Origin of the sequence: Micromonospora sp. NPDC047707, assembly GCF_040704235.1 — a bacterium.
In the GTDB taxonomy this organism is placed as follows: domain Bacteria; phylum Actinomycetota; class Actinomycetes; order Mycobacteriales; family Micromonosporaceae; genus Micromonospora.
This window is the reverse complement of record NZ_JBEYSU010000001.1, coordinates 292,279-305,687: the sequence shown is the minus strand read 5'-3', so window position 1 is coordinate 305,687 and position 13,409 is coordinate 292,279. Positions and strand designations below refer to the sequence as shown.

Below are 13,409 nucleotides of genomic sequence, written 5' to 3'. Positions count from 1 at the left end.
CCCCGTCGGGCCCGGCCGCGCCGTCGGGTTCGGCTGCCGGTCGTCGGGTTCAGCCGACGTCCGAGGTGGCCTCCTCGGCCGCCGGGCGGGGAGCGGGGACCGGCGCGGAGGCGGCCGGTCCGGTCAGCTGGAAGTCCGCCGGCAGGCCGGTGACCGAGGCCGCGCCCGTCCGGTCGACCGCGACGGTGACCGGGCTGCCGCCGACGCGTAGGCCGGCGGCGGACACCGCGCCCAGGTCGGCGCCGGCCAGCGGGGCGAGGTGCACGCTTCCGGCCGGCACGTCGGGGTAGACGCCGGTGGCCGCCTGGAGCAGCAGCACGGCCGCCGCCGCCGACCAGGCCTGCGGGTGGCAGGCCGCCGGGTAGGGCACGGCACGCCCGAGCAGGTCGCGGTCGTCGCCGCCGTACAGCTCGGGGAGCCGGTAGTCGAAGGCCTCGGCGGCCGCGAGCAGGCCGTCGGCGAGGCCGAGCGCGGCCTGCCGGAAGCCGGCCCGGGCCAGCCCGGCGAGCACGATCGCCGTGTCGTGGGTCCAGATCGAGCCACAGTGGTACGACAGCGGGCTGAACCCGGCATCGCCGGTGGACATGGTCCGCAGCCCGAACCCGCCGGTCATCGCGTCGGTGGTGAGGAGCCGGGCCACCTGAGCCTCCTCGCCGGCGGTGAGCAGGCCGGTGCCGAGCAGGTGACCGATGTTGCTGGTCAGCGAGTCCACCGGGCGCTTGTCCCGGTCCAGCGCGAGGGCCGGCTGCGGCCCGTACGGGCCGTCCACCCAGAACGTGGCACGGAACCGCTCGGCGAGCCGGTCGGCGTACGCGCGCCAGCGGTCGGCGCCGGGACGGCCGAACGCGTCGAGCAGGGCCGCTCCCGCGACGGCCGCCTCGTACGCGTACCCCTGCACCTCGGCGAGCACGATCGGCGCGGTCGCGAGCCGGCCGTCGCGGAAGCGGACCGCGTCCCCGGAGTCCTTCCAGCCCTGGTTCGACAGGCCGTGCCCGGTGGTGTCGACGTACTCGATGAGGCCGTCGCCGTCGGCGTCGGCGTGGTCGGCGAGCCAGCCCAGCGCCGCCTCCAGGTGCGGCAGCAGGGGCGCGACCTGGTCGGCGGGCAGTCCCCAACGCCACGCGTCGTGCAGCAGGCACACCCAGAGCATGGTCGCGTCGACCGTGCCGTAGTACGCCGGCGGCAGCCGCAGCCCCCCGTCGGCCAGCGTGAACTCGAGTCGCCGCAGCTCGTGCAGGATCTTGCCGGGAGCCTCACCGGTGGCGGGGTCGAGGCGGGTGCCCTGGCGGCGGGCCAGCACCCGCAGCGTCCCGGCGGCGAGGTCGGTGCCGAGCGGCAGCATCATCCGCGCGGCCCAGAGGCTGTCGCGGCCGAAAAGGGTGAGGAACCAGGGCACCCCGGCGCCGAGGAAGACGTCCTGTGGCGCGTCCGGGTCGGCGAGGCGCAGCCCACGCAGGTCGGCGAGGGACCGGTCGAGCAGCCGGGTCAGCCGGCGGTCGTCGGCGTGGACGCGCGGCTCGGCCCAGGACGTCTCGACCGCCGGGGTGGCCACGACCGCGCGTGGGTCGGTGACGGTGAGCCGCCAGCGCAGGGTGACGGCGCCGCGGGACGGCAGCTCCACCGGCCAGCGCAGGGCCGGCGCGTCGGCCCGGTCGGCGCGCACCTCGGCGCCCTCGGCGGTGAGGTGGACCGTGACGCCCTCGCCGGACCAGGTGAGGCCGCCGGTGGCGCCGACCTCCGCCGCGACCGGCGTGGTGGCGCCGCCGGACTTGACCAGTTCGATCGGTGCCAGGTCGCACGCCAGGTCGACGTCGACCGTGGCCCGCACCGGCACCGACGCGCTGGAGACGAGCCGCACCTCCTCGGTCAGGCCGCCGGGGTGCAGGTGGCGGGTGCGCTCCACGCGTACCGTCGGGTCGGGACCCGGATCGCCCAGCCAGCGGGCGAGGCCGACGAACCGCGCGCCGTGCGGGCCCGCCGCCCCGCGCGCCAGCGCCTCCGGCTCGCGGCCGTCGACGCGCAGTTCGGCGCGGCTGAGCACGCGGGCGTCGGCGTGGAACACGCCCTGGACCCCGGTCGGGCGGATCTGCCCGGCCGCGTCCCCCAGCGCGCTGGTCGGGGCGAGCGCGACCCCCACCAGATCATGCAGCAGGGGTTGCAGGTGGCGTTCGGTCACGATGCGGCTCCAGATCCTTCTCGGCGGGGCGCGGATGTCTTGACAGACCGTCCCCGGGCGGTGCAGAGTGCGAAACATTCCAGCAACTTGAACGATCCAATCCTGCCGTATCCAAATTGGATCGTTCAAGACCGCGAGAGGAATCAAGTGGCCGAAAAGGTGACCATCGCGACGGTGGCGCGGCACGCCCGGGTCAGCCGGCAGACGGTGTCCAACGTGCTCAACGCGCCGCACATCGTGCGCGAGGAGACCCGGCTCCGCGTGCAGGAGGCCATCGACGCGCTGGGCTACCGGGCCAACCAGGCCGCCCGCCAGATGCGGACCGGCCGGTCCCGGCTCATCGCGGCCCGCATCGAGCCCACCCGGGACGGAATCAACGGCTCGGTGCTCGACCGGTTCCTGCACGGCCTCACCGAGGCCGCCGAAGCGGCCGGATACCGCGTCATGCTCTACACCGCCATCGACACCGACCGCGAGATCGCGACGTACGACGACCTGCTCGGGGCGTACGACCTCGACGCCTTCGTGCTCACCGGCACCGACCACGGTGACCCGCGGACGGAGTGGCTGGCGCGGCGCGGGGTGCCGTTCGTGACCTTCGGCCGGCCGTGGGACGCGCCCGACGCGCACCCCTGGGTCGACGTCGACGGTGCGTCCGGCACGGCCGAGGCCACCACCCACCTGCTCGCGGCCGGCCACCGCCGGATCGGCTTCCTCGGCTGGCCGGCCGGCTCCGGCGTCGGCGACGACCGGCGCGCCGGCTGGCGGCGCACCCTCGCCGCCGCCGGCGTGGACCCGGCGGGGCTGGACCGCGAGACGGTGGACGGCATCGCCGAGGGCGAACGCCACGCGCGCGGCCTGCTCGCCGAGGCGGCGCCGACCGCGCTGCTGTGCGCCAGCGACTCGCTCGCCCTGGGGGCCCTCCAGGCCGTCCGCGCCGACGCCCCGGACGTGGCGGTGATCGGCTTCGACGACACCCCGGTCGCCGCCGCGGTGGGCCTCACCAGCGTCAGCCAACCCCTCGGCGAGGCGGCCGCCCGCTGCGTCGACCTGCTCACCGCCGTTCTCGACGGTCCTCACCGCACCACCGACCAGGTGCTGCTCCAGCCCTCGCTGGTGCGGCGCCACACCGCATGATCCCCCGTCCCCCACAGGAGAATCCGATGGCACCTCGCTCCCTCGCCCGGGCGGCGCTGGCCGGCCTCACCGCCGCCGCCCTTCTCGGTTCCGCCGGCTGCGGCAGCGGTTTCGACGACAGCTCCGGCGACGCCGCCCAGTCCAGCGGACCCGCCAACCTCCAGATCCTGATCGGCTCCTCCGGCGACGCCGAGACCAAGGCCGTCCAGGACGCCGCCGCCAAGTGGGCGTCGTCCTCCGGCAACCAGGCGACGGTCACCCCGGCCCAGGACCTCACCCAGCAACTCGGGCAGGCCCTCGCCGGCGGCACCCCGCCCGACGTGTTCTACGTCGACGCGGCGCGGTTCGCCGACTACGCCAGCGTCGGCGCCCTCGAACCGTACGGTGACAAGATCAGCAACACCGGGGACTTCTACGAGAGCCTGCGCACCACGTTCACCTACGACGGCAAGCTCTACTGCGCCCCGAAGGACTTCTCCACCCTGGCCCTCCAGATCAACACCGACCTGTGGGCGAAGGCCGGGCTGACCGACGCCGACGTCCCGACCACCTGGGACCAGCTCACCGCCACCTCCCGCAAGATCAAGGCCAAGGGGATGGTGCCGCTCGCGCTCGGTGACACCCGCGACCGCATCGGCGCGTTCCTGGTGCAGAACGGCGGCTGGCTGCTCAGCGAGGACGGCAAGCAGCCCACGGCCGACACCGCGGAGAACGTCGCCGCCCTGACGTACGTCAAGTCGCTGGTCACCGAGGGCCTGGCCCGCTTCCCCAAGCAACTCGACGCGGGCTGGTCCGGCGAGGCGTTCGGCAAGGGCGCGGCCGTGATGACCATCGAGGGCAACTGGATCAAGGGTGCCCTCAAGAACGACTTCCCGACCGTGAAGTACAAGGTCGTCGAGCTGCCCGCCGGCCCGAAGGGCAAGGGCACCCTCTCCTTCACCCAGTGCTGGGGGATCGCGGCGAAGTCGACGTACAAGGACCAGGCGATCAAGTTCGTCGAGGCGATGACCTCGGGTGAGCAGCAGATGGCCTTCGCGACGGCGTTCGGCGTGATGCCGTCCCGTCAGTCGGTCCGCGACCAGTACACCGGCGCCTTCCCGGCGGACAAGCCGTTCATCGACGGCGCCGCGTACGCGCAGGGCCCGGTGAACGCGCCGAAGATGGACAGCGTCCTGCAGGACCTGGAAGCGAGCCTGCAGGGCCTGGCGGGCGGCGACCCGAAGACCATCCTGGCGAACTTCGACAAGAACGCCAAGGCGGCCCTGGGCGGCTGAGGTGCGAGGAAGGGCCCCTGGTTCGTCGACCGGGGCCCTTCCTTCCACCTCCGACCGGAGGAAGGAGAGGACATGGCGATCGACGCCGTGGCCGCCCCGGCCACCGCGACCGCCCGACCGCCGCGGCGCGGCGGCGGGGGCGGGGGCGTGCGGGGAAACGAGAACGTCGCCGGCTGGCTCTTCGTCGCGCCGATCATCGTCATCCTCGGGCTGTTCATGCTGCTGCCGATCCTGATGGCGTTCTGGGTGAGCCTCACCGACTGGAACGGGCAGGGCAGCCCGTTCACCTCGGAGGTGCCGGTCGTCGGCGCCGAGAACTACACCCGGCTCTTCACCGAGGACGGGCTGGACCGTCGCGACTTCATGACCAGCATCCGGAACAACATCTACTACGTGGCGCTCGTCGTGCCGGCGCAGACCGTACTGGCGCTCGGCCTCGCGCTGATCGTCAACAACCGGCTGCTCAGGGGGAAGAGCTTCTTCCGCAGCGCCTTCTACTTCCCGTCGGTCACCAGCTCGGTCGCGATCAGCGTCGTCTTCCTCTTCCTCTTCGCCAACTCCGGAGCCGTCAACGGCCTGCTCCGGCTCTTCGGGATCGACGGGCCACAGTGGTTCGCCGACCCACGGGGTGTCCTGCACCTGCTGTTGGGTGCGGTCGGTGTGGACAGCCCGCCCGCCGCCCTGGCCGAGGGCGGTCCGTTCGGGCTCAGCTGGTGGGACTGGCTCTCCGGGCCGAGCGTCGCGATGATGTCGATCATCACGCTGGTCGTGTGGACCACCTCCGGCACCTTCATGCTGATGTTCCTGGCCGCGCTGCAGCAGGTCCCGGTCGTCCTGGACGAAGCGAGCACGATCGACGGCGCCTCGCGCTGGCAGCGGTTCCGGCACGTCACCCTGCCGCTGATCAAACCGACCACGTTCCTGGTGCTCACCCTCGGCCTGATCGGGTCCTGGCAGGTCTTCGACCAGGTGTACGTCATGAGCCAGGGCGACCCAGCCAAGACCACGCTCACGCCGGCGTACCTGTCGTACCGCACCGCCTTCCGGGACTTCGACTACGGCTCCGGCGCGGCGATCTCGTTCGTGCTGTTCCTGATCATCATCGTGCTGACCCTGCTCCAGCGCCGGATCATGGCTGACCGGGACTCCGCCGGGCGCCGCTCGTGGCGCCGGACCGTACGCCGGGGAGGCCGGTCGTGACCACCCTGACCGAGCGATCCGCGCCGGCGGCGCCCGCGCCCGTCAGCCGCCGTCGCGCCCGCGACGGCCGCGCGCTGGCCAGCCGCATCCTGGGGTACGCCGTCCTGATCTTCTTCGGGCTGGTGTTCCTCTACCCGTTCGTCATCCAGATCGGCAACTCGCTCAAGACCGAGCCGGACGCGGCGGCCAACCCGCTCTCGCCGATCCCCGACCCGCTGGTGCTGGACGGCTTCGAGCGGATCTTCGCCGGCACCAACTTCCCGCTCTGGCTCGGCAACTCGCTGCTGGTGACCGTGCTGGTCACGCTCGGGCGGGTGTTCTTCGACTCCCTCGCCGGGTACGCCCTGGCCCGGCTCCGCTTCCACGGGCGGCGGTGGCTCTTCGCCGCGGTCGTCGCCGTGATGGCGGTACCCCCCGTCGTGCTGCTGATCCCGAAGTTCCTGGTACTCAACCAGTTGGGCATCTACAACAGCTACCCGGGGCTGGTCGTGCCGCTGCTCGCCGACGCGGCCGGCATCTTCATCATGAAACAGTTCTTCGAGTCCGTCCCGGTCAGCGTGGAGGAGGCCGCCCGGATCGACGGGGCCGGCGTCTTCCGCACCTTCTGGTCGGTGGTCCTGCCGATGGCGAAGCCCGCGCTCATCACGCTGACCATCCTGTCCTTCCAGGGCTCGTGGAACGAGTTCCCGCACAGCCTGGTGTCGGTGCAGGACCCGGACCTGTTCACCCTGCCGCGCGGCCTGGCCGACCTGGTCAGCGGCTCGCTCGGCAAGGGCACGCAGTATCCGCTCAAGCTCGGCGCCGCGCTGCTCGCCACCATCCCGGTGGCGGTCATCTTCGTGATCTTCCAGCGCTACTTCGTCCGGGACGCCGCCGAGGGCGCGGAGAAGGGCTGACGCGGAATGGTTCCCGGGCCGCGGGATCGCGGGAACCACCCCGTTCGTCGGTCGCCGGCAGTCAGGGCAGCCGGTCGGGCAGCCCGAACAGCGGGAAGAGCCGGGGCTCCAGGAAGTGGGTGATCGCGGTGATCCCGGCCCCGTCGGTCGACACGAGCTGAACCGAGAACGGCCGGTGCCCGCCGGCCGGGTCGGGCCGGTACTGCCCGAAGCCGGACCCGCCGTTGGCCGCGACGGGCAGCAGCCGCGACCCCCGGCACTCGGCGCCCGGGCCGAGCATCCACCGCCCGATGTCCCGCGGCCCCCGTAGCCACAGCGCGTACGGCGGCATGCTGTGCACCGCGTCCGCCTGCAGCAGGGCGACCAGCGCGTCGACGTCGTACCGTTCGAACAGGTCGACGTAGCGGTCGAGGAGCTCGCGGTGGGCCGCGTCCAGCTCCGCGGCGGGCGCCGTGCCGGCGCGGCCGGCCATCGTGGCCCGGGCCCGTTGCAGGGCGCTGTTGACCGAGGCGACCGTGGCGTCGAGCAGGCCGGCCACCTCGTCGGCCCGCCAGCGCAGCACGTCGCGCAGGATCAGCACGGCGCGCTGCCGGGGCGGCAGGTGTTGCAGCGCGGCCACGAACGCCAGCCGCACCGACTCGCGCGCGACGGCGACCTCCGCCGGGTCGTCCGTCGCCGGCAGCACCGCCGCGTCGGGCGCCGGCTCGACCCAGCCCGGCTCGGGTGCGCCGAGCAGCGCGAGGACCGGCGGGGAGGGCTCACCGAGATCCACCGGGAGAGCCCGCCGCGCACGACCGCGCAGCAGATCCAGGCAGACGTTGGTGGCGATCCGGAAGAGCCAGGTGCGCACGGAGGCCCGGCCGGCGAAGTCGTCCCGCGCCCGCCACGTCCGCAGCAGCGTCTCCTGCACCGCGTCCTCGGCGTCGAAGATCGACCCGAGCATTCGGTAGCAGTAGCCGGTCAGCTCGGCGCGGTGGGCCGCGGAGACCGTCGGCCAGGGCTCGCCGGTAAACGGGTGGCCGCGATCCTCGCCGGCCGGGACCTGCGCGTGCGCCACCGTCATGGCGTCACCGTAGGCGGGGCCTCCGACAGTCCCGAACGACCCGCCGGCTACCCCTCCGCGCCGTGCGGCGGAGGCGGGACGGCTACGTGCAGGCGTACCTGCGGGACCAGCATGTCCTCCACGTCCAGCGCGCGGGCCGCCCCGTCCGGCTCCCAGCCGGTGCCGGTGAGGAACCCCCGGGTCGCCGCGTCGCCGTCGAACGCCCAGGCCACCGCCCGGCCGAACCCGTCCTCGCGCCAGTGGTCCACGCTCGCCGCGAGCAGCCGGCTGCCGTGCCCCCGCCGGCCCCACCGTGGCTCCACCAGCAGGTCGGTCACCGCGACGACGTCCGGCCCGAGCGCCTCGGCCGGCTCGCCGGGGGCCAGGGCCTCGGCGTCGGCCGGACCGGAGGCGGCGAACCCCACCAGATACGATTGCTCGGCCTGTTCGACGGCGACCAGCACCCGGTGCGAGCCGGAGGGCGGCTCCTGCACCGCCGCGCTCCACCGCCGGGCCAGCCACGCCTCGTCCAGGTTGTCGAGCACGTGCCGGGGCAGGATGCGGCGGTACGCGACCCGCCAGGTCGCGAGCTGGACGCGGGCGATCTCGCCGGCGTCTTCCGGACGCGCCGGGCGGACGTATCCGAGGGCCATGGCACGGAAGCCTACGCAGGGCGAGGGAGGCGACGGTGGCGCAGGGTGCCGGGCGGACGGTCGGGCAGGTCGTCGGCGTGGCCGGCCTCGCCGTCGCGGTGGCTCTCTTCCTGTCGGTGGCCGCCGTGCGGCACGGCTTCTTCGACCTCCAGGTGTACTACGGCGCGCTGCGCCACTGGGTGCACGACGGCGGGGAGATCTACGACTACCTGCGCCCGTTCACCCAGTACGGCTTCACGTACCCGCCCTTCGCCGCGCTGGTCATGCTGCCGATGGCGTACCTGCCCTGGACGGCGGCGATCGTGGTGAGCGTGGCCGCCAGCGTGGTGGTCACCGTGGTCCTGTTCCACTGGTTGGTCGACCCGATCTCCCGGCGGGCCGGGTGGACCCGCTGGTTCGCTCTAGCGGTGGCGCTCTGCCTGGCCGCCGCGTACGAGCCGATGCGCGAGACGGTCAACTTCGGCCAGGTCAACATGCTGCTGCTGTTCCTGGTGGCGGTCGACCTGCTCCGGTTGCTGCCGGGCGGCAGCCGTTGGGCGGGGGTGGGCATCGGCCTCGCGACCGCGATCAAGCTGACCCCCGGCATCTTCCTCGTGTACCTGCTGGTGACCGGCCGCTGGCGGGCGGCGGTGACCGCGATGGGCACCGCGGCCGCCGCCACCGTGTTCGCCGGCGCGCTGTTCCCGGACGCGTCCCGCGAGTTCTGGACCGAGGCGCTCTGGAACACCAACCGGGTGGGCGAGCTGGCGTTCGTCTCCAACCAGTCGCTGCGGGGGGTGGTGGCCCGGCTGGACCCGCAGGAGCCGAGCACCGTGGCCTGGCTGGCGCTGGTGGTGGCGACGCTGGCGCTGTGGGTGTGGCGGTCCCGGAGGGCCGCCGCCGCCGGTGACGAGGCGACCGGGCTGGCGCTGACCGGCGCGGTGATGTGCCTGGTCAGCCCGGTCACCTGGGTGCACCACCTGGTCTGGCTGCTGCCGGCGCTGATCCTCCTGGTGGACAGCGGGATGGCCGCCCCCGCGGGCAGCCGCCGGCGCCGCGCGCTGCTGGTCGCCGCGGCCGTCGCGTACGCCTTCCTGATCAGCCGGATCGTCTGGGTGTGGGAGCGGGACTTCACCGGCATCGGCGGTTTCCTCGGCAGCAACACCTACGTCTGGATCAGCCTGGCGCTGCTCGCCTTCCTGCCGGTCCGGCCGCCGTCGGTGCGGGCACCGGCCGGTAGGGGCGCCGCGTCGCGCCCGGGTGACGTCGACGGGCGGGCGCACAGCGGTGTCGTACCGCTGAACTAGGGTGCCCGCGATGGTCGCACCGGAATCGCTCTCGCTCGCCCAGGCCCGGCGGATCGCGCTCGCCGCCCAGGGCTTCGCCGACCCGGCGCCCACCGGCGTGCCGACGCGGCGGCACCTGCGTCGCGTGCTCGACCGGGTCGGGCTGATCCAGATGGATTCGGTCAACGTGCTCCAGCGGGCGCACTACCTGCCGCTCTACAGCCGGCTCGGGCCCTACCCGATCGCGCTGCTCGACACGGCGGCCTACCGCCGTCCCCGCGACCTCTTCGAGTACTGGGGGCACGAGGCGTCGCTGGTGCCGGTCGATCTGCACGCTGCGCTGCGCTGGCGGATGGCCCGCGCGCGGGCCGAGGCCTGGGGTGGCATGCGCCGCATCGCCGAGGAGCAGCCCGGCCTGGTGGCGTGGGTCCGCGACGAGGTGGCCGCCGGCGGCCCGCTGACCGCTGCCGAGATCGAGCACGACGCCCCTCGGGAGACCGGCAACTGGGGGTGGAACTGGTCGGCGGTGAAACGGGCGCTGGAGTTCCTGTTCTGGGCCGGTGAGGTGACCGCGGCCGACCGCACCACCTCGTTCGCCCGCCGCTACGACCTCCCCGAGCGGGTCCTGCCGGCCGTCGTGCTGGCCGCGCCGACCCCGACCGACGCCGAGGCGTACCGGACCCTGGTCGCCGTGGCGGCCCGGTCGCTCGGGGTGGCCGCCGAGCCGGAGCTGCGGGACTACTTCCGGCTGCCGCTGGCCGGGGCCCGGACGGCGATCGCCGAGCTGGCGGAGGCGGGGGAGCTGCTGCCGGTGACGGTGCAGGGCTGGCGGCAGCGGGCCTGGCTGCACGCGCAGGCACGGCTGCCCCGCTGGGTGCGCGGCAACACGCTGGTCAGCCCGTTCGACCCGCTGGTGTGGGAGCGAGGCCGCACCGAGCGGCTGTTCGACTTCAGCTACCGCATCGAGATCTACGTGCCGGCGCCGCAGCGGGTGCACGGCTACTACGTGCTGCCGTTCCTCCAGGGGGAACGGTTCACCGCCCGGGTCGACCTGAAGGCCGACCGCAGGGCGGGCGTGCTCCTGGTGCCCGCGGCCTGGCTCGAGCCCGGCGCCGACCCGGGCGAGACCGCGCTCGCGCTCGCCGCCGAGCTGCAGCGGCTCGCCGGCTGGCTGGGCCTGGACGCCGTGGCGCCCCCGGCGGCGGGCGACCTGGCGGGTCCGCTGGCCGCCGCGCTGACGAGCCTGGCCGGTGTACCGTGATCGGCGTGACGAGCGTTGAGGGGCCCCGGGGCGACGCCGCGCCGCACCCGGTCCCGCCGCACCCGGTGGCGACGTCTCCGGCCCCGCCGGACCCGGCCGTGCCGGGCACCCGGGTCGATCCCCACGGGGGGTGGCCCGCCGGGCAGGTCCCGCCCTACCCGGTGTCCGAGCCGGACCGGCTGACCCGCTTCGTGGTCCGGCTCTACGAGCGCTCGCCGCGCTGGGCGGTGCCACTGGCCGCGCTCGGCTGCGTCGCCGCCGGCATCGGCTACACGCTGATCAGCGACCCGACCCGGTCCGCGCCCGACGCGGCGCCGACCTGCCTGCTCAAGCTCACCACCGGGCTGGACTGCCCGGGCTGCGGCGGCACCCGCGCACTCTGGTACGTGCTGCACGGCGACCTGCCGGCCGCCGCCCGCCACCATTTCCTCTTCGTGTTCGCCCTGCCCTTCCTGGCGTACTTCTTCGTGGCGTGGGCGGGGAAGCAGGCGTTCGGCTGGCGGCTCCCCGAGCTGCGGATCGACACCCGGGTGATCGGCGTCTTCCTGGCCGCGTGGTTCGCCTTCTCGGTGCTGCGCAACCTGCCCTGGGCGCCGTTCACCTCCCTGTACGTCTGATCCGGTCCGGCTTCGGCGCGACGTGCCCGCCGGGGTGCCGCGCGGAGCGTGAGCCGGCCAACTGCCCGCGAGCCCAACTTTCCCGCAGGCCTGAGCGGCCACTACAGTCCCAGGGATGCCGGACATGGTGCAGCCCCAGGTCAAGCTCATCGCGTGGACCCACTTCGCGGCCCCGGACGACGTGCCGTGGTCGACCGACGCCGACGGCGGCCAGGCGCTCGCCGAGTTCGCCGGTCGGGCCTGCTACCAGAGCTGGAAGAAGCCGAACCCGGCCACCGCGACCAACGCCGGCTACCTGGCGCACATCCTCGAGGTGGGCCACCTGAGCGTGCTGGAGCACGGCTCGGTGAGTTTCTACTTCACCGGTGTGTCCCGGTCGTTCACGCACGAGCTGATCCGGCACCGGCACTTCTCGTACTCCCAGCTGTCCCAGCGGTACGTCCCGGAGCGGGACGCGGCGATGGTCGAGCCGACGGTGATCGCCGAGGACCCGGAGCTGCACAAGAAGTTCGTGGCGGCGGCCGAGGCGAGCGTCCGTGCGTACACCGAGCTGCTGGAGGGGCTGGAGCAGCGCTTCACCGACGAGCCCAACCCCACGCTGCGGCGCAAGCGGGCCCGGCAGGCGGCCCGTGCGGTGCTGCCCAACGCCACCGAGACCCGGATCGTGGTCACCGGCAACTACCGGGCGTGGCGGCACTTCGTCGCGATGCGCGCGACCGAGCACGCCGACGTGGAGATCCGGGAGCTGGCCGTGGAGTGCCTGCGCCAGCTCCAGGGGGTCGCGCCGAACGTGTTCAACGACTTCGTGATCTCGACGCTGCCCGACGGCACCGAGGTGGCGGCCAGCCCGCACGCCGAGGTGTCCTGAGCCCTTCCCCGGCAGCGGCTCGGCGGTCGTCCGCTAGGTTGGACCCATGACGCACGACCACCCTGACACCGTCGCCCCGGCCGTATCTCGGCCGTTCGGGCGTGTGCTCACGGCCATGGTGACGCCGCTGCACGCCGACGGGTCGCTCGACCTCGACGGGGCGGCCCGGCTGGCCAACCACCTGGTGGACGAGCAGGGCAACGACGCGCTGGTGGTCAACGGCACCACCGGTGAGTCGCCGACCACCACCGACGCGGAGAAGGAGCGCCTGATCCGGGTCGTCGTGGAGGCCGTCGGCGACCGCGCGAAGGTGGTGGCCGGGGTCGGCACCAACGACACCCGGCACACCATCGAGTTGGCCGCCGCCGCCGAGAAGGCCGGCGCCCACGGCCTGCTGGTGGTGACCCCGTACTACAACAAGCCGCCGCAGGCGGGCCTGCTGCGGCACTTCACCGCCGTGGCGGACGCGAGCGGGCTGCCGGTGATGCTGTACGACATCCCGCACCGCGCCGGTGTGCCGATCGAGACCGAGACGCTGGTGCGACTCGCCGACCACGGGCGGATCGTCGCGGTGAAGGACGCCAAGGGCGACCTGACCGCCACCAGTTGGGTCACCAGCCGGACCGGTCTCGCCTTCTACAGCGGCGAGGACTCCCTCACCCTGCCCGCGCTGGCCGTGGGCGCGGTCGGCGTGGTCGGCACCTCGACCCACTTCACCGGGGTGCAGACCCAGCAGATGATCCAGGCGTACGACGCGGGCGACACCGCCGCGGCGCTCGCCCTGCACCGGCGGCTGCTGCCGCTGTACACGGGCATCTTCCGCACCCAGGGCACGATCCTGGTCAAGGCGGGGCTCGCGGCCAAGGGGCTGCCGGCCGGTCCGGTGCGCCCACCGCTGGTCGACGCGACGGCCGAGCAACTCGCCCAGCTCCGCGCCGACTGCGCGGCGGCCGGGCTGGACCTTCCCTGATGATCGAACGAATCGACGGGCGCCGGGTGACGGCGCCGCAGAATGAGGTG

12 protein-coding genes are annotated in these 13,409 nt (G+C 73.7%); 9 read left to right on the top strand and 3 right to left on the bottom strand.

Translation table 11 applies throughout. The features are described 5' to 3' along the window. Nucleotides 1–49 precede the first annotated feature (49 nt). Nucleotides 50–2,176 (bottom strand): glycogen debranching N-terminal domain-containing protein, encoded by a 2,127-nt coding sequence (locus AB0873_RS01490; RefSeq protein WP_366597950.1) that lies wholly within the window; start codon nt 2,174–2,176, stop codon nt 50–52. A gap of 147 nt (nt 2,177–2,323) precedes the next feature. Here AB0873_RS01490 and AB0873_RS01485 point away from each other — a divergent pair, with 147 nt between their 5' ends. The 4 genes from AB0873_RS01485 (at nt 2,324) to AB0873_RS01470 (ending at nt 6,683) form a co-directional block, all read left to right on the top strand. Beyond that, nucleotides 2,324–3,313, top strand: a complete 990-nt coding sequence (locus AB0873_RS01485; RefSeq protein WP_366597949.1) for a substrate-binding domain-containing protein — start codon at nt 2,324–2,326, stop codon at nt 3,311–3,313. A gap of 26 nt (nt 3,314–3,339) precedes the next feature. Next, nucleotides 3,340–4,587 carry an extracellular solute-binding protein gene (locus AB0873_RS01480; RefSeq protein WP_366597948.1) on the top strand — a complete coding sequence of 416 codons (1,248 nt, stop codon included), beginning with the start codon at nt 3,340–3,342 and terminating at the stop codon, nt 4,585–4,587. Between the two features lie 72 nt (nt 4,588–4,659). Continuing rightward, nucleotides 4,660–5,787, top strand: coding sequence for a sugar ABC transporter permease (locus tag AB0873_RS01475; RefSeq protein ID WP_366597947.1), 1,128 nt, complete (start codon nt 4,660–4,662; stop codon nt 5,785–5,787). Beyond that, the gene (locus AB0873_RS01470; protein WP_155333529.1) at nt 5,784–6,683 is read left to right on the top strand and encodes a carbohydrate ABC transporter permease; all 900 of its coding nucleotides are present in this window, start codon (nt 5,784–5,786) and stop codon (nt 6,681–6,683) included. Before AB0873_RS01475 ends, AB0873_RS01470 begins: the two co-directional genes overlap by 4 nt. A gap of 61 nt (nt 6,684–6,744) precedes the next feature. Here the strand turns inward: AB0873_RS01470 and AB0873_RS01465 are convergent, their stop codons facing one another. Then, nucleotides 6,745–7,746 carry a sigma-70 family RNA polymerase sigma factor gene (locus AB0873_RS01465; RefSeq protein ID WP_366597946.1) on the bottom strand — a complete coding sequence of 334 codons (1,002 nt, stop codon included), beginning with the start codon at nt 7,744–7,746 and terminating at the stop codon, nt 6,745–6,747. Nucleotides 7,747–7,793: 47 nt separating this feature from the next. Next, complete coding sequence (locus AB0873_RS01460) at nt 7,794–8,378, bottom strand: GNAT family N-acetyltransferase (RefSeq protein WP_366597945.1); 585 nt, start codon at nt 8,376–8,378, stop codon at nt 7,794–7,796. Between the two features lie 35 nt (nt 8,379–8,413). Between AB0873_RS01460 and AB0873_RS01455 the strand changes: the two genes are divergently transcribed. The 5 genes from AB0873_RS01455 (at nt 8,414) to dapA (ending at nt 13,359) form a co-directional block, all read left to right on the top strand. Continuing rightward, a complete protein-coding gene (locus AB0873_RS01455; protein WP_366597944.1) occupies nt 8,414–9,664 on the top strand; it encodes a glycosyltransferase 87 family protein in 1,251 nt (416 codons plus the stop codon). 10 nt (nt 9,665–9,674) lie between these two features. Further along, nucleotides 9,675–10,904, top strand: a complete 1,230-nt coding sequence (locus tag AB0873_RS01450) for a crosslink repair DNA glycosylase YcaQ family protein (protein WP_366597943.1) — start codon at nt 9,675–9,677, stop codon at nt 10,902–10,904. Next, nucleotides 10,901–11,521: a DUF2752 domain-containing protein gene (locus AB0873_RS01445; protein WP_366597942.1), complete on the top strand. Its 621-nt coding sequence runs from the start codon at nt 10,901–10,903 to the stop codon at nt 11,519–11,521. The genes AB0873_RS01450 and AB0873_RS01445 overlap by 4 nt, the downstream gene beginning before the upstream one ends. 124 nt (nt 11,522–11,645) lie before the next feature. After that, nucleotides 11,646–12,389: an FAD-dependent thymidylate synthase gene (gene thyX, locus AB0873_RS01440; protein ID WP_366598053.1), complete on the top strand. Its 744-nt coding sequence runs from the start codon at nt 11,646–11,648 to the stop codon at nt 12,387–12,389. 46 nt (nt 12,390–12,435) lie between these two features. Next, nucleotides 12,436–13,359, top strand: a complete 924-nt coding sequence (dapA, locus tag AB0873_RS01435) for a 4-hydroxy-tetrahydrodipicolinate synthase (protein WP_366597941.1) — start codon at nt 12,436–12,438, stop codon at nt 13,357–13,359. The last annotated feature ends 50 nt before the right edge of the window (nt 13,360–13,409 follow it).

Excerpts from the sequence above, each read along its gene's own strand:
- AB0873_RS01480 (WP_366597948.1), top strand. The coding sequence starts at position 3,340 with ATGGCACCTCGCTCCCTCGCCCGGGCGGCGCTGGCCGGCCTCACCGCC.
- AB0873_RS01475 (WP_366597947.1), top strand. The coding sequence starts at position 4,660 with ATGGCGATCGACGCCGTGGCCGCCCCGGCCACCGCGACCGCCCGACCG.
- AB0873_RS01465 (WP_366597946.1), bottom strand. The coding sequence starts at position 7,746 with ATGACGGTGGCGCACGCGCAGGTCCCGGCCGGCGAGGATCGCGGCCAC.
- AB0873_RS01460 (WP_366597945.1), bottom strand. The coding sequence starts at position 8,378 with ATGGCCCTCGGATACGTCCGCCCGGCGCGTCCGGAAGACGCCGGCGAG.
- AB0873_RS01450 (WP_366597943.1), top strand. The coding sequence starts at position 9,675 with ATGGTCGCACCGGAATCGCTCTCGCTCGCCCAGGCCCGGCGGATCGCG.
- thyX (WP_366598053.1), top strand. The coding sequence starts at position 11,646 with ATGGTGCAGCCCCAGGTCAAGCTCATCGCGTGGACCCACTTCGCGGCC.
- dapA (WP_366597941.1), top strand. The coding sequence starts at position 12,436 with ATGACGCACGACCACCCTGACACCGTCGCCCCGGCCGTATCTCGGCCG.